This is a genomic window from Leucobacter celer subsp. astrifaciens (assembly GCF_001273835.1).
Lineage (GTDB): Bacteria > Actinomycetota > Actinomycetes > Actinomycetales > Microbacteriaceae > Leucobacter > Leucobacter celer.
Genome location: NZ_JHEI01000135.1, coordinates 92,545 through 107,692 on the forward strand (window position 1 = coordinate 92,545; position 15,148 = coordinate 107,692).

The window sequence follows — 15,148 nt, forward strand, 5'->3', positions numbered from 1 at the left end:
CGATGAGATGGAACAACTCGCCCCTGCCGTGGGACGAATTCGAGCGGCGACTCTCACTGCGCCCGCCTGCTCCGGGTTCCCCGCCACCGGGCTTCGAAGCCACAGCCGGAACAGAAACCACAGCCGCCTCAGAAGCCGCACCCGCTTCAGAAACCACGGCCGGATCAGAGACCGCAGCCGGGCCAGAGGCCGTGGATATGCCGGAGCCCGCGGGTCCGCTCCCCCGTGCCGAGCACCGGCCCCGCGATCCGGAGGTGCCCTACGCAGAGCTGCACGCGCACTCCCACTACAGCTTCCTCGACGGGTCCTCCTCCCCGGAGCAGCTCATCGCCGAGGCGACGCGGCTGGGCCTCGCCGGACTCGCACTCACCGACCACGACGGCTTCTACGGAGCCGCCCGCTTCGCGGAGGCCGCCGAGGCGCAGGCGCAGAAGGACGAGGAAGCCGGCCGGAACCCGCTTCTCACCGTCTACGGGGCCGAGCTCTCCCTCGGGCTCGATGCGCCGCAGCTCGGGGCCGCCGATCCCGCCGGAACGCACCTGCTGGTGCTCGCCCGCGGCGCACAGGGATACCACCGACTCGCAGGCGCGATCACGGAGGCCCAGCTGGCCGGGGGCGAGAAGGGCCGCCCCGTGTACGACCTGGAGGCGCTCGCGGCTGCCGGCGGGGGCGAGTGGGCGATCCTCACGGGGTGCCGCAAGGGCGCTGTACGGCGCGCGCTGGATGCGGCCGGTGCACCCGGCGGAAGCACCGTCACCGCGTCGACCCGCGGGGCCGGCGACATACCTGCGCTGGCGGAGATCGACCGCCTCACCGCGCTCTTCGGCGCCGACAACGTCTACGTCGAGCTCACGCATCACGGACACCCCGGCGACGATCCCCGCAATGCCCGCCTGGCGGGCCTCGCCGCCGAGCTCGGGCTCCCCACGATCGTCACGGGCAACGTGCACTACGCCTCCCGCGCCCAGGCCCCGCTGGCCGAGGCCATGGCGGCGGTGCGAGCGCGCCGCAGTCTCGACGAGCTCGATCCTCATCTGCCCGCCTCGGGAGCCGCGCACCTGCGCAGCGGAGCCGCGATGCTCCGCCGCTTCGCGCGCTACCCCGACGCGGTCGCGCGCACCGTGCTCCTGGCCCGGGAACTCGCCTTCCCGCTCAAGGCGGCCCGCCCCAAGCTGCCGAAGCTCGCGCTGCCCGAGGGTCACACGCAGATGAGCTGGCTGCGGAGGCTCGTGTGGGAGGGGGCCGAGCGTCGCTACGGCGTGTCTCTCCCGGAGGGACACCGGGCCAGGCTCGAGCAGGAGCTCGCGATCATCGAGAAGAAGGACTTCCCCGGCTACTTCCTCATCGTGCACGACCTGGTGCAGGAGGCCCGCCGGAGAGGGATCCTGTGCCAGGGCCGCGGATCCGCCGCGAACTCGGCCGTGTGCTACGTGCTGGACATCACCGCCGTCGACGCGATCTTCTACGAGCTTCCATTCGAGCGCTTCCTCTCGAGCATGCGCGACGAGGAGCCCGACATCGACGTCGACTTCGACTCCGAGCGCCGCGAGCAGATCATCCAGTACGTCTACGAGAAGTACGGCAGGCGTAATGCGGCGCAGGTCGCGAACGTCATCAGCTACCGCCCCAAGGCCGCGATCCGCGATGCGGCCAAGGCCCTCGGCTACGGCCCCGGGCAGCAACGGGCCTGGACCAAGGGGCTGGAACGCTGGGGCGGCATCGAGGACGATCCCGACAGCCCGATCCCCGCCCCCGTGCAGCAGCTGGCCAGGCAGTTCATGAAAGCGCCCCGGCATCTCGGCATCCACTCGGGCGGCATGGTGCTGACCGAGCGCCCCGTGGGCGAGGTCTGCCCTATCGAGCACGCCCGCATGGCGGACCGCACCGTGCTGCAGTGGGACAAGGACAGCTGCGAGACGATGGGCCTCGTCAAGTTCGACCTGCTCGGTCTCGGCATGCTGAGCGCCCTGCAGAAGACGATGGATCTCATCGCGGAGAGCACTGGCGAGCACTGGACGCTCGACACGATCCCCAGGGAGGAGCCCGGCGTCTACGACATGCTGTGCCGGGCCGACGCCGTCGGCGTGTTCCAGGTCGAGAGCCGCGCCCAGCTGAACACCCTGCCGCGGCTGAAGCCCCGGAAGTTCTACGATCTCGTCATCGAGATCGCGCTCATCCGCCCGGGCCCCATCCAGGGCGGTGCGGTGCACCCGTACCTGCGGCGCAGGGATGAACAAGAAACCGTCACCTACCCGCACCCGCTGCTCGAACCGGTGCTCGAGCGCACCCTGGGCGTCCCCGTCTTCCAGGAGCAGCTCATGCAGATGGCCACGGCAATCGGCGGTTGCAGCGCCGAGGACGCCGATCTGCTGCGCCGCTCCATGGGCTCCAAGCGGGGCGAGGAGCGCATCGACAGCCTCAAGGAGAAGCTCTTCGCCGGCATGCAGAAAAATGGCATCTCGGACCAGGACGCCGCCCGGCTCTACGAGCAGATCAAGTCCTTCGCCGACTTCGGCTTCGCCGAGAGCCACTCGCTCAGCTTCGCCCTGCTCGTCTACGTCAGCTCCTGGTGCAAGCTGCACTACCCCGCGGCCTTCCTCTCGGGGCTGCTGCGCTCGCAGCCCATGGGGTTCTATTCCTCGCGCGAACTCGTGCAGGATGCCCGGCGTCACGGCGTGGAGGTGCGCCCGCCCGATGTGCAGTGCTCGAACATCCAGACGGACCTCGAGACCCTCGCCGACGAGGGGCCATCGGGCGAGGGACCTGCGGATACGGCGCCGGCGAGCGGAACCCAGGCGGGCGAGATCCCGGCGGGCCGCGCGAGCGCCACCGGCTCGGACGCCTGCCTCGCAGCCCCGCAGCCGGCGGCAGGCCCGTTCGAGGCCGACTCGCCGGACACGAGCGGCGCCCACCGCCGCGACGGCGCGTTCGCGGTGCGCCTCGGACTCACCGAGATCCGGGGCATCGAAACCGAAGCGGCCACGCGCATCGTCCGGGCACGCGAGCAGGCCCCCTTCGCGGATCTCGCGGACCTCGCCCGCCGAGCCGATCTCGATCGCGGCAGGATCGAGGCGCTGGCCGCCGCGGGCGCCTGCGAGAGCCTCGGGATCGGACGCCGCGAGGCGCTCTGGGCGGCCGCACCGGCGGCGGACAACCGCGAGCGTTTCCTGCCCGGCATCGCCGTGCACGTGCAGCCTCCGCTGCTGCCCGTGCTCAATCCCGCCGAGCAGACCGCGCTCGACCTGTGGACCACGGGGATCCCGCTCGCGGCGCACCCGCTCGCGCTGCTGCGCGACTCGCTCGACGCGCGGGGCGTGCTGCGCTCGGACCGGGTACGGCGCACGCGCCCGGGAACGGTGGTCGAGGTCGCGGGCCTCGTCACGCACCGCCAACGGCCGGGCACGGCCGGGGGCATCGTCTTCGTCACGCTGGAGGACGAGGCCGGCAGCGTCAACGTCGTGACGTGGCGGGATGTCTGGCTGCGCAACCGGCTCGTCGCGAGATCCTCACCCGCGCTCGTGATCCGCGGCGTGCTCGAGCGCTCCCCCGAGGGTGTGGTCAACGTCATCGCCGACGCCTTCGAACCGCTCGCCTCGCCCGCGGGCGTCACCTCCCGGGATTTCCGCTAGCACGCGGCGGCGACCGGATATGCTGGCGGCGTGCACACCTCGACCGCCCTCCTCACGGACCACTACGAGCTCACCATGGTCGACGCCGCGCTCCAGGCCGGCACCGCGCACCGGCGCAGCGTCTTCGAGCTCTTCGCACGACGCCTCTCGGGCGCGAGACGCTACGGCGTGGTCGCGGGCACCGGGCGACTGCTCGAGGCGATCGAGCACTTCCGCTTCACCGAGGCCGAGCTCGATTTCCTGCGCGAGCAGCGCGTCGTGAGCGACACCGCGCTCGACTGGCTCGCCGATTTCCGGTTCAGCGGAGACATCTGGGGCTATCCGGAGGGCGAGGTCTTCTTCCCCGGGTCCCCGCTCATCACGGTCGAATCGAGCTTCGCCGAGGGCGTGCTCCTCGAGACCCTCGCACTCAGCGTCCTCAACTCCGACTCGGCCGTCGCCACGGCGGCCTCGCGCATGAGTCACGCGGCAGGCGGCAAGCCCCTCGCCGAGATGGGCTCGCGCCGCACCGGTGAGCGCAGCGCCGTCGCCGCAGCGCGCGCCGCCTACATCGCGGGCTTCAGCGCCACCTCCAATCTCGAGGCCGGCCGCAGCTACGGCATCCCCACGATGGGCACCGCCGCGCACAGCTTCACCCTGCTGCACGACAGCGAGCGGGACGCCTTCGCAGCGCAGATCGCGGCCCTCGGCACCGACACCACCCTGCTCGTCGACACCTACGACATCGAGCAGGGCGTGCGCACGGCCGTGGAGGTCGCCGGCACCGGGCTCGGGGCGGTGCGCATCGACTCGGGCGACCTGCCCGTCGTCGTCGCGCGCGTGCGCCGCCTGCTCGACGAGCTCGGCGCGACCCGAACGCGCATCACCGTGACCAACGACCTCGATGAGCACACGGTCGCAGCACTCGCCGCGACACCCGTCGACAGCTTCGGCGTGGGCACCTCCGTGGTCGTCGGCTCGGGATCGCCCACGATGGGCATGGTGTACAAACTCGTCGCGCACGAGAACGACGCCGGCGAATGGGTCTCGGTCGCGAAGAAGTCGGCCGACAAGGCCTCCGTGGGCGGGCGCAAGAGCGTGCGCCGCGCGTACGATGCGCGCGGCGTCGCCACGGCCGAGCTGATCTTCCTGGGAGATGGGCCCGGCGGCGAGAGCGAGGGATCCGAGCTCGCCGAGACGACCGGCGGGAGCGCCCGCGAGGTGCTCGTACCACTCGCGGTCGATGGTGCGGTGCAGACCGAGCACACCGGCGCCGAGGGCATCGCAGCCGCCCGCGAGCGCCACGCGATGCGGGTGCGCGAACTGCCGCTCGTCGCGATGAGTCTCACCCGCGGTGATCCCGCGATCCCCACCGAGTACCGGTAGGAACTGCCGGGCGGTTCGAGTCGCTAGCCCTTCATCCGCTCGTAGACCCGCTTGCAGTCGGGGCACACCGGGAACTTCTCGGGATCGCGCGAGGGGGTCCACTTCTTGCCGCAGAGCGCGCGCACCGGCTTGCCCGTCACGGCCGACTCGAGGATCTTGTCCTTCGGAACGTAGTGCGAGAAGCGCTCGTGATCGCCGTCCTCGATCTGCTCGTCCTCGAGCAGCTTCTCGAGCTCGCGATCGAGCACATCGGCACCGCCGCCGGAATCACCACGTGTGAAGATACCCATGGGGCCATTCTACTCCCCGCTCGGCTTCGCCGAGGGGAAACCGGAGGCGGCCGCTCAGCGCCCCGCGATAGCTATGGGATCTGCGGAAGGTAGGGCGGATCCTGCCCAGAATCGCATATGCACGGCAGATCCCGTGTCTTCTGCTCGGCCGAGTGGTCGGATCAGTCGAAGACCTGCGTCACCGCGATCAGTTCGGGCCCGCTGCGGTCGAAGATCCATCCTCCGATGAGCACCCCGAGCAGCAGCGCCAGTGCGCCGTAGCCGATGCCGAACCCCAGGGCCCAGATGTTCTCCATGAAGCCGACCTCGATGAACGCGATCACCGAGAACCACACCGGCGGCACCACCAGCACGAGGGCGATGAGCATCGACAGGGTCTGGGCGACCCCCGATCCCGATCCCGCCCACTGCGGCTGCACGAAGGGGCTGTCGCCCGGGCGGGTGGTCGGGTACGGCATCATCACCGAGAAGACGCTCGAGACGGCGCTCGAGACGAACAGCACCGAGAGATTCATGCCGAGCACGGCGGGCAGCACCCGCCAGTCGCCCAGCGCCGTCACGGTGAGGCTCGATCCGATGAGCGCGATCGGCACGCCGAGCATCATCACCGGCGCGAGACGACCGGCGCGATCCGCACGGCCCCGAATGCCGCTGGCCACGTGCTCCCAGATGGCGGTCGAATCCATGGAGACGTCGTTGTGCTGCGACCAGCCGAGCAGCAGCAGGATCACCGGCAGCGGCACCAGGGACAGCGTGCGCAGATCCGCGCCGGCCACCCAGAACGCGAGCAGCATGACGATCGGAGCGATCGGGATCGCGAACAGGGCGACGCGGTACCGGGGATCCCGAGCCCAGTAGGTGAGCTGACGCGCCGCGATCACCTGCGAGGGCCGGGCCGGGAAGCGCTCGAACCAGCCGAGACCGGTGCGCGCCGCGCCCGGATCCACCGGCCGCTCGATGTGCTGGTTGGACACCCAGACCACCGGGATCCAGAGCCCCACCAGCAGCAGGATCGCGCCGGCGACGACGGCGAGCCGCAGCACCGCCCCGTCCACGTCTCCCGATGCCGCGAGCGAGAGCGCCGCGAACGGGGCGCCGAACGGCGTCCAGGCTGCCACCTCCGCCGCATCGGCTGCGGCATCGCGGCCGTCGGGACCGAACACCGTGGCCCCTGCGAACACCGCGGCGGGCAGGAACGCGACGAACAGCACCACGCCGACCGTGCGCACGGCGCCGGCGAAGCGCTGGCCCGCCAGGAGCTTGGAGAACGCCGACATCAGCCGGGCGCTGCAGAGGGCGAGGATCGCCGCGAGCACGAGCGCGGTCGGAGCGAGCCAGCCCGGTTCATGCCACTCGGGCCGCAGCACGGCGAGCGCGACGAGCCACACCGCGAGCAGCAGGAACGGCCAGCTCACGATCGAGGTGACGAGCAGTGCGAGTGCGATCGAGCCGGGGCTCGAGGGGAACTGCGCGAACTGCCGCGGCTCGAGATGGCGTCGATTCTCGAAGAACGGCACCAGGAAGACGGCGGCGAGCACGAGCGAGCCGACGATGATGTCGACGAGCGCGCGATCCTCCCCAGCGGGAAGCAGACGCACCGGGAGGTAAGCCAGCAGCACCGCGGCGGCGGCGAGGACGAGATACCACAGCGAGGTGCGCAGGCCCTTGGCGAACGACCCCCGGAAGTCTCCTCCCAGCAGCGCTAGACGGAGTCGGAAGAGCCGTGCAGCCACTCGAGCCCCTTCCTCGCGTCGCTCATCCCGGTCATCTTCGTGAAGCGCTCCTCCAGGCTGAGGCCGTCGCGCACCGCGTCGACCGTGCCCTGCGCGATCACGCTGCCGTCGACGATGATCGAGACATGGTCGCAGACGCGCTGGATGAGGTCGAGGCTGTGGCTCGACATGACCACGCTGCCGCCGCCCGCCACGTACTTCTCCAGGATCTCGGTGACGTTCGAGGCCGAAACGGGATCGATGGTCTCGAAGGGCTCGTCGAGCACGAGCACCTCGGGCGCGTGGATCATGGAGCACGCGAGGGCGATCTTCTTCTGCATGCCGGCGGAGTAGTCGGAGACGAGGCGGCCGAGCGCCGACTCGAGGCCGAAGGCCGCGGCGAGCTCCGCCGAGCGCTGAGCCACCGAGGCCTCGGGCACGCCGTGCAGCACACCCGAGTAGTAGAGCAGCTGCGCACCCGTGAGCCGGTCGAAGAGCCGCAGCCGGTCGGGCAGCGTGCCGATGAGCCGCTTGGCCGCGGGTCCGTCGGACCACACGTCGACGCCGCCCACGGTCACTCGGCCGGAGGTGGGGCGCAGCAGGCCGCTGATCATGGACAGCGTGGTGGTCTTGCCCGCACCGTTCGGGCCGACGATGCCCGTGAACGAACCCGCGTGCACCGCGATCGACACGTCCCCGGCCGCGACGAGGCTCCCGTAGGTCTTGGTGAGCATCTCGGTGCGCAGCACCACGGGGTTCTGCTCCGCCAGGCGCCCGCGCTCCCGGGCCCGCACCACAGAGGGTACCGGCACCTGAATACGACCGGTGCGCGGCGATCGCCCCTCCGACTCCGCTTCGGGAATGGGCAGGGCAGAGGTGGTTTCGGGCGGCACGGGTTCTAATTTAGCAAATCATCGGGACTGCAACGTGTGCACCGGGTGTGCATCGAGAACCATTCCGCGCGCCGCGACGGCCGGGCGTCGCGTCGCACAGCCTCCGATGCGCGCGGCAGCGCTCCGAACCGGCAGAATAGCTGTTGTGACTTCCTCCTCCGAGCTCCGGCCGCTGCGCGCGAGCGCGTGGTCCTCGCTGTGGCTGCTGAGCCGACGAGACCTGAAGGTGCGGTACTCCACCTCGCTGCTGGGATACCTCTGGTCGATCCTCGATCCGCTGCTGATGAGCCTCATCTACTGGTTCATCTTCACCCAGGTCTTCTCGCGCACCGTCGGCGAGGAACCCTACATCGTCTTCCTGCTCACCGCGATGCTGCCGTGGGTGTGGTTCAACGGCGCGGTCTCGGACTCCACGCGCGCGTTCCTGCGCGACGTGAAGCTGGTGCGCTCGGTATCGCTGCCGCACTGGATCTGGGTCGGGCGCATCGTGTGCTCCAAGGGGATCGAGTTCCTGCTCAGCCTGCCGGTGCTCGCGGCCTTCGCGATCGCCACGGGCGCGAAACCCGGCTGGGGGCTGCTGCTGTTCCCCGTCGCGGTGCTGCTGTTCACCGCGCTCACGCTCGGGATCGGGCTCATCATCGCCCCGCTGACCGTGTTCTTCCGCGATCTCGAGCGGGCGGCGAAGCTCGTCCTGCGGGTGCTCTTCTACGCGTCACCGGTCATCTACGGCGCCGCCGATCTTCCCGGTTTCGCGCAACCGCTGGCGTGGCTCAACCCGCTCTCCGGCATCTTCGCCTTGTTCCGCGCGGGCTTCTTCCCGGATCAGCTGAACTGGCCGCTCGTCGGCGTCTCCGCCGCGCTCTCGCTCACCATCCTCGCCGTCGGCGTGATCGTCTTCCGCCGAACCATCGGCGGCGTTCTGAAGGAGCTGTAATGGGGGTCGCATCGACCGTCACCGGGCAGACCATCATCTCGGCGCAGGGGCTCGGCGTGCGCTTCCGGCGCAATCGGGGGTCCCGGCGCAGCTTCAAGGATCTCTTCGCCGGGCGCTCGCGCCGCAACCGTCCCGGCGAGTTCTGGGCGCTGCGCGACGTCTCGTTCGACGTGCGCGCCGGCGAGGCCATCGGCGTGGTCGGGCGCAACGGCCAGGGCAAGTCGACACTGCTCAAACTCGTCGCCGGGGTGCTGTTCCCGGACGAGGGCGGTGTGCAGGTCGGCGGCGGCGTCGCGCCGCTGATCGAGATCACCGGGGGCTTCGTCGGCGACCTGACCGTGCGCGACAACGTGCATCTCGCCGCGGGTCTGCACGGACTCGACAAGCGCGAGATCGCCGCGCGATTCGACTCGATCATCGACTTCGCCGGCGCGGAGGACGTGATCGACACCCCGTTCAAACACCTCTCGAGCGGGATGAAGGTGCGGGTGGCCTTCTCGCTCATCTCGCAGCTGGACGAACCGGTGCTGCTGGTCGATGAGGTGCTGGCGGTGGGCGACAAGGCCTTCCGCGCCAAGTGCTACCGGCGGATCGAGGAGCTGCTGGCGGAGGGCAAGACGCTCTTCCTCGTCTCGCACAACGAGCGCGACCTGCGACGGTTCTGCAGCCGCGGACTCTACCTCGACGGAGGCCGGCTCGCGCTCGACGGCCCCATCGACGCCGTGCTGGATCGCTACAACAGCGATCACCCCGCCTGACTCAGCTCCGCTCCCGGCTCCGCTCCCGCCACTCCTCGGCCTTCTCGAGCAGCGCGTCGATCGCCGCGTGGAACCGAGCGGTCGGCGCACCGGGCGACGTGTCTCCGAAGTAGTGCTGCGACCAGGTGCCGAGACGCTCACGGGCCTCGTCGTCGCCGATCACCCGGTCGAGCACCTCGGCGATGTCGCGGGTCTCCCCCGCGTCGAGCCACTCGCAGACGCTCAGGTAGCCGCCCTCGTCGACCGACGCCTCCGGGGCCGTCGGCCGCGTGACCATGAGCGGCTTACCCGTGGCGAGCCGGTCGTAGACCATCGCCGAGATGTCGCAGATCGCCACGTCCGGCAGGCTCAGCTGCCACCCGAGCGCCGGCGAGTCGTCGTAGACGTGCTGCGCGGCGGGATCCTGCTTGTTCGCCTCCTCCAGCATCGCGATGATGCGCTGGTTCGCCGCTCCGAACTCGGCGTCCACGACGCCGCTGCGGGGGTGAGGCCGATACACGACCCGGTGCCGCCCGGTGCCGAGCAGTCCGCGCACGAGTGCCTCGCCATGCGTCGCGACGGATCCGTAGCACGCGGCCGGCCGGTCCCCCTCCCAGGTCGGCGCGTAGAACACCACGGTGCGGTCATCGGGTTCGAACGGCGGCCGGCCTCCCAGGTGATCGGCCTGCGGGCGGCCGATGGGGATCGTGCGCTGCTCGACGTCGTAGTCCCACAGCGTCTTCGAGAGGCGGGCGCGCGCCGCGTCGCCCGCCACCAGCGCGACGTCGTACGCCTTGTGCTGGTTGCTGGTCATGTACATCTTGTCGCTCTCGCCGTGATTGACGAACACGTGCCAGCGCCGGCCGTAGCGCATCATCTGGAAGTTGCGCGTGTTCTGATTCACGTAGAGGATCACGTCGAGCCTCTGGCTCTCGACGACGCGCTCGATGTCGGTCACCTTCGGCACGAAGGCGACCTCGAGACCGCTCTCGCGCGTGAGCTGGAGCGCTCCCGCCGCGTTGCGCGCCAGCACGAGCACCGGGATGCTCTTCGAGAGCTCCTGCAGCGGCGCGTACCACTGCCGCATCTGGTAGATGTTCACGTCGCTGTCTGCGAAGTAGACGCCGACCCGGTAGTGCTGCTCCGTCAATGGCCCGCGGTCGGCGAGCAGGTTCCTCAGATCGAAGTACGCCCGACGCCCCTTGAGCACTCGCTTCGCCAGACGCACCGCGCGCTTCGCATCCTTCGCCAATTGCATCCCTCCAGGGTAGTCGGCGAATCCTGTGGGAGTATCTTGAGGTGATGCCGTCTTCCCCGTCCGAGACTCCGGATCCCGAGCTCTCCTCGCTGCCGGGCCAGCCCGCCGTGAGCTACGTCATGCCCGTGCTCAACGAGGAGGCGTTCCTCGAGAACGCGGTGCGCACGATCCTCGCCCAGGACTACACCGGCGAGAAGGAGATCGTGCTCGCCCTCGGTCCCTCGCGCGACCGCAGCGACGAGATCGCGCGTCGACTCGCGTCCGAGGATCCCCGTGTGCGCCTCGTCGCCAACCCGGAGCGGGACATCCCCGCCGGACTCAACCGCGCGATCGCCGGGAGCCGGCACCCGGTGGTGGTGCGCGTGGATGCGCACTCGGAGCTCACCCCCGACTACACGCGGCTCGGGATCGCGGCGCTGCGACGCGAGGCCGCGGCGAACGTGGGCGGCGTCATGCGCGCTGCGGGGCGCGGAGCGGTGCAGCGCGCGATCGCACGCGGCTACAACAGCCCCTTCGGCCTCGGCGGAGGCGCCTACCACGGCGACGGCACGGCCGGCCCCGCCGAGTCGGCGTACCTCGGCATCTTCCGGCGCGAGGCCGTCGAGGCGGTGCACGGCTACGATCCCACGATCCTGCGCGGCGAGGACTGGGAGCTCAATCTGCGGCTGCGCCGCGCCGGTTACACGGTGTGGTTCGAGCCCGCGCTCGGCGTCACCTACTGGCCGCGCGCCTCGTTCGGCGACCTCGCGCGGCAGTTCTTCGCCACCGGCACCTGGCGCGCAGTGCTCGTGCGGCGCTACGGCCGGGCGAATCCCTGGCGCTTCTTCGCCCCCGGGGCGCTCGTACTCGGGATCGCCGCGAGCATCGTCGCGCTCGTGCTGCTGACGGCGGGGCTGCTCTCCTGGGCCTCGGCTTGGCCGCTGCTGCTCGCCCCCGCCGCGTGCTATCTGCTCGGGATCGTCTTCGCCGTGATCCGGATCCCGGATCAGCGGGGAGCGCGCGATCGCCTGCTCACCGCGGTCGCCCTCGTGACCATGCATCTGAGCTGGGGCGCCGGCTTCCTCCGCGGCCTCCTCTTCGGGGGCGGCCGCGTGGTCGACCGCTCGCGGGTGTGAGCACGTGACGCGCACCGCACTCATCACCGGAGCCTCGACGGGGCTCGGACTGGAGTTCGCCGATCAGCTCGCCGCGAAGCGGGTCGGCCTCGTGCTCGTCGCGCGCGACGAGGCCCGCCTGGAGGCGATCGCAGCGCGGCTGCGGGATCGGTACGGCGTGCGCGTGGAGGTGCTCGCGGCCGATCTCACCGAGGAGCCGGGTCAGGATCGGGTCGCGGCGCGGCTGCAGCTCGACGACGACCCCGTCGACATCCTGATCAACAACGCGGGCTTCGGGGTGTACGACGGTTTCGAGGCGAGCGACCTCGCCGACGAGCGCCGGCTGCACGAGCTGCTCTCATGGGTGCCCCTGCGGCTCTGCCACGCGGCCGTGCCGGGGATGCTGCGGCGCGGCCGCGGCTGGATCCTCAACGTGGCGAGCGTCGCCGCGTTCACCCCGGCGGGCAGCTACGGTGCGGCGAAGGCGGGGCTCGTGTCGCTGTCGCGCTCGTTGCGGGCGAGGTACCGCCGGCGCGGCGTGCGCGTGACGGTGCTGTGCCCGGGGCTGCTCGACACCGAGTTCCACGAGCGCATGGGTGCCGATCACCTGCCCGCGCTGCCCCGCCTCGCCTGGGCCCCGGTGGCGCGCGTTGCGCGCGAGGGGCTCCGCGGGCTGCACCGCGGCCGCCGCGTCGTCGTCTCCGACTGGCGCTACCGGCTCACGACGCCGCTCACCCGAGCGCTCCCGGACCGGCTGCTCGAGCGGCTGACCACGACGAACGATCGGGACGCCTGAGACGATTCGCCGCGCCCGGCGCGCCCGTCAGGATGCCGGCAGCGCACCCCGCTCGACGAGTGCGTCGACCACCCGCTCGGCGGCCCCGCCGTCGTCGTGGAGGTTGAAGCGCGCCCGCCAGGCGGCAGCCCGATCGGCGTGCTCCTGCACCCACGCCGCGTCCGCCCCGCGCTCCGCGATCTCGCGGGCGCGATCCACCAGTTCGGACCGCCGGGCGAGCAATGGCCCCGGCGCCTCGCGTTCGAAGTCGAGGGTGAAACCGCGCTCGCGGTCCCGGTAGGACGCGAGATCCGGCACGAAGAACGCCATGGGCACCCGGGCGACCGAGGCGTCGAACATGATCGACGAGTAGTCGGTGACCAGAAGATCCGCCGCGAGGATCACGTCGTTCACCTCGGGGTGCTGCGAGGCGTCGAGCACCCGCCCACCGGCGCCGTAGCTGCCGAAGGCGTGCGTTCGCGTGTGGCCCCGCGCCACGACCGTCCAGTCATCACCCAGTTCGTCGGCGAGGCGGCGCACGTCGAGATCGTCGACGAGGGTGATCCCGCCGTCGCGCCAGGTGGGCGCGTAGACGAGTACCCGGGTGCGCGGGTCGATGCCGAGCGCCGCACGGGCTGTGCTCACCTCGATCGGGTTGCGCTCCTCCCCCACCATCGATCGGGCGAGCCGGTCGTCGCGCGGGTATCCGGTCTCGAGGACCTCGCCGCGGAACGCGTAGCTGGATCGGAACTGCTCGGTGGAGTGCGGGTTCTGAGAGAGCAGCAGGTTCCAGCGGCGGCTCTCGCGGTGGATCGCGATCCGGGTGCGCAGTCCCACGGCCGGGCGTCCGAGGGCGAGGTGCTTGAGCATGGTGCCGTGCCACGTCTGCAGCACGGTCTGCCGGGGTCGCCGCCGGAATCCGTACCGCAGCCAGTCGTTCACCACGAGCAGGCGCGCATGGCGCCTAGCGGCGAACCACTCCCGCCCTCCCACGAGCAGCGGGATCGCGCCCTCCGGCACCGACTGGCGCTCGGTCGTCACGCTCCAGTAGCGGGTGATCCCGGGGAAGCGGCGCGCGATCTCCCGGTCGATCGCCAGCGGATTGCAGCTCACCTGCCGGCCGTAGAAGCTCTCGAAGAACGCGGCGTCGGCATCGACGAGTTCGCGAGGCGGGAGCCGCAGGCGCCGGATCTCGGCGAGCACCCGACGAGCCGCGTCTCCCTCGGGGTGCGCGTGGAAGCGTGCTGCGAGTGCCCGGGTGTCGGCCGCTGCGGCGCGGGCGGCGCGGGATCCGGGCACCAGTTCCTCGATCCTGTCGGCCACCGCCGCCCAGTCGCGCAGCACCCGGCCGGCACTCGTGACCTCGAGCGGTTCGTAGAGGCCGCGGGTGCTCGCGTAGCGCTCGAGATCCGGCGCGAACCACACGATGGGGCGCCCGAGCAGCGAGAAGTCGAGGGCCAGTGAGGAGTAGTCGGTGACCACGATGTCGACGCCCCCGAGCAGCGGGGTGGCGTCGCGCACCACGTCGCTGCCGAGCGCGTGGACGCGGTCGCCGAGCAGCCCCTCGTAGGCTCCGCTGCCGAGCGGGTGCGACCGGATCACGAGGTGGGCGTTCGCACGCTCGAGCGCCTGCCGGATGCGTTCCGCCTCCGCGGCGTCGGGAACGGCGGGATCCGGCTCGCCGTCCCTCCAGGTGGGCGCGTAGAGCACCACGGTCGCGTCGTCTCCGATCTCCGCTCCCGCGAGCAGCCCCAGCAGGCTGCTGCGGGACGCGCGGGCTGCATCGGGATCCCGCGTCTGCGCCGCCAGCGCATCATCGCGCGGATCGCCCAGCACGCGCACCCTGCCCGGGTCGACGCGGAAGGCGGATCGCAGCCGCTCGGCGGCGATCGGCGATCCCGCGACGAAGAGGTCGACCTCCCGGGAGCCCGCGAGGTACATGCGCCGCAGCAGGGCGCGGACGGGGGCGGGTCCGCGCACGGCGGTGGTCACCGGGGAGTCGAGGTGCAGCCGCTTGAGCGGTGCGCCGTGCCACAGCTGCACGACGGTCGCTCCGTGGACGCCGAAGCGGTTGGCGTCGCCCAGACCGTGGGTGACGACGATCTGCCCGGCCCGCAGCGTGGCCCAGTATCCCGCTCGGCTCACCCGGATGACGGGTTCGAAGCCCTCTGCGCGCGCGGCCTCCGCCTCGGCCTCGTCGGCGACGAGCCAGACGATGCCTGCCTCCGGTTCCTCCTGCCGCAGCGCGCGGGCGAGGGCGAGGGCGCCCTCGCCGACCCCGATGCCGCTGCCGAACACCCAGCGGCGCGCATCGCGCGACACGAACCAGGAGAGGATGAACGACAGCAGGTACTTGGGGAGCGCGAGCAGTTTCTCGAGGTTGCCGCTCGCGAAGCTGAATCCGGCGGTACTCATCGGATCCACCTTAGGCCATCGGGGATGGGAACGCCGCGAGCGGGGA

Annotated in this window: 11 protein-coding genes; 6 read left to right on the forward strand and 5 right to left on the reverse strand. The window is 71.1% G+C overall.

The genetic code is table 11. The features are described 5' to 3' along the window. The first annotated feature begins 2 nt into the window (after nt 1-2). Nucleotides 3-3,629, forward strand: coding sequence for an error-prone DNA polymerase (locus AMS65_RS06975; protein ID WP_053383448.1), 3,627 nt, complete (start codon nt 3-5; stop codon nt 3,627-3,629). A gap of 30 nt (nt 3,630-3,659) precedes the next feature. Further along, entirely contained in the window at nt 3,660-4,994 is a 1,335-nt protein-coding gene (locus AMS65_RS06980; protein WP_075200892.1) for a nicotinate phosphoribosyltransferase, read from the forward strand. A 23-nt stretch (nt 4,995-5,017) separates the two neighbouring features. Here AMS65_RS06980 and AMS65_RS06985 read toward each other — a convergent pair whose 3' ends face one another. The 3 genes from AMS65_RS06985 to AMS65_RS06995 all read right to left on the reverse strand — a co-directional run bounded on the left by AMS65_RS06985 (nt 5,018) and on the right by AMS65_RS06995 (nt 7,889). Then, nucleotides 5,018-5,284 (reverse strand): DUF3039 domain-containing protein, encoded by a 267-nt coding sequence (locus AMS65_RS06985; RefSeq protein ID WP_053383449.1) that lies wholly within the window; start codon nt 5,282-5,284, stop codon nt 5,018-5,020. Between the two features lie 161 nt (nt 5,285-5,445). Next, nucleotides 5,446-7,017 (reverse strand): hypothetical protein, encoded by a 1,572-nt coding sequence (locus AMS65_RS06990; RefSeq protein WP_053383450.1) that lies wholly within the window; start codon nt 7,015-7,017, stop codon nt 5,446-5,448. Further along, the gene (locus AMS65_RS06995; RefSeq protein WP_053383451.1) at nt 6,987-7,889 is read right to left on the reverse strand and encodes an ABC transporter ATP-binding protein; all 903 of its coding nucleotides are present in this window, start codon (nt 7,887-7,889) and stop codon (nt 6,987-6,989) included. Before AMS65_RS06995 ends, AMS65_RS06990 begins: the two co-directional genes overlap by 31 nt. Before the next feature lie 145 nt (nt 7,890-8,034). On the opposite strand from AMS65_RS06995, the gene AMS65_RS07000 reads away from it, so the two are divergent. Next, nucleotides 8,035-8,823, forward strand: a complete 789-nt coding sequence (locus tag AMS65_RS07000; RefSeq protein ID WP_394324720.1) for an ABC transporter permease — start codon at nt 8,035-8,037, stop codon at nt 8,821-8,823. Next, complete coding sequence (locus AMS65_RS07005; RefSeq protein WP_053383453.1) at nt 8,823-9,581, forward strand: ABC transporter ATP-binding protein; 759 nt, start codon at nt 8,823-8,825, stop codon at nt 9,579-9,581. Before AMS65_RS07000 ends, AMS65_RS07005 begins: the two co-directional genes overlap by 1 nt. A gap of 1 nt (nt 9,582) precedes the next feature. Here the strand turns inward: AMS65_RS07005 and AMS65_RS07010 are convergent, their stop codons facing one another. After that, on the reverse strand, nt 9,583-10,818 hold the full coding sequence (locus AMS65_RS07010) for a hypothetical protein (RefSeq protein ID WP_053383454.1): 1,236 nt from the start codon (nt 10,816-10,818) through the stop codon (nt 9,583-9,585). A gap of 44 nt (nt 10,819-10,862) precedes the next feature. Here AMS65_RS07010 and AMS65_RS07015 point away from each other — a divergent pair, with 44 nt between their 5' ends. Further along, nucleotides 10,863-11,933 (forward strand): glycosyltransferase family 2 protein, encoded by a 1,071-nt coding sequence (locus tag AMS65_RS07015; RefSeq protein ID WP_053383455.1) that lies wholly within the window; start codon nt 10,863-10,865, stop codon nt 11,931-11,933. 4 nt (nt 11,934-11,937) lie between these two features. Continuing rightward, complete coding sequence (locus AMS65_RS07020; protein ID WP_053383456.1) at nt 11,938-12,708, forward strand: SDR family NAD(P)-dependent oxidoreductase; 771 nt, start codon at nt 11,938-11,940, stop codon at nt 12,706-12,708. A gap of 27 nt (nt 12,709-12,735) precedes the next feature. Here the strand turns inward: AMS65_RS07020 and AMS65_RS07025 are convergent, their stop codons facing one another. Continuing rightward, nucleotides 12,736-15,102, reverse strand: coding sequence for a CDP-glycerol glycerophosphotransferase family protein (locus tag AMS65_RS07025; protein ID WP_053383457.1), 2,367 nt, complete (start codon nt 15,100-15,102; stop codon nt 12,736-12,738). Nucleotides 15,103-15,148 lie beyond the last annotated feature (46 nt).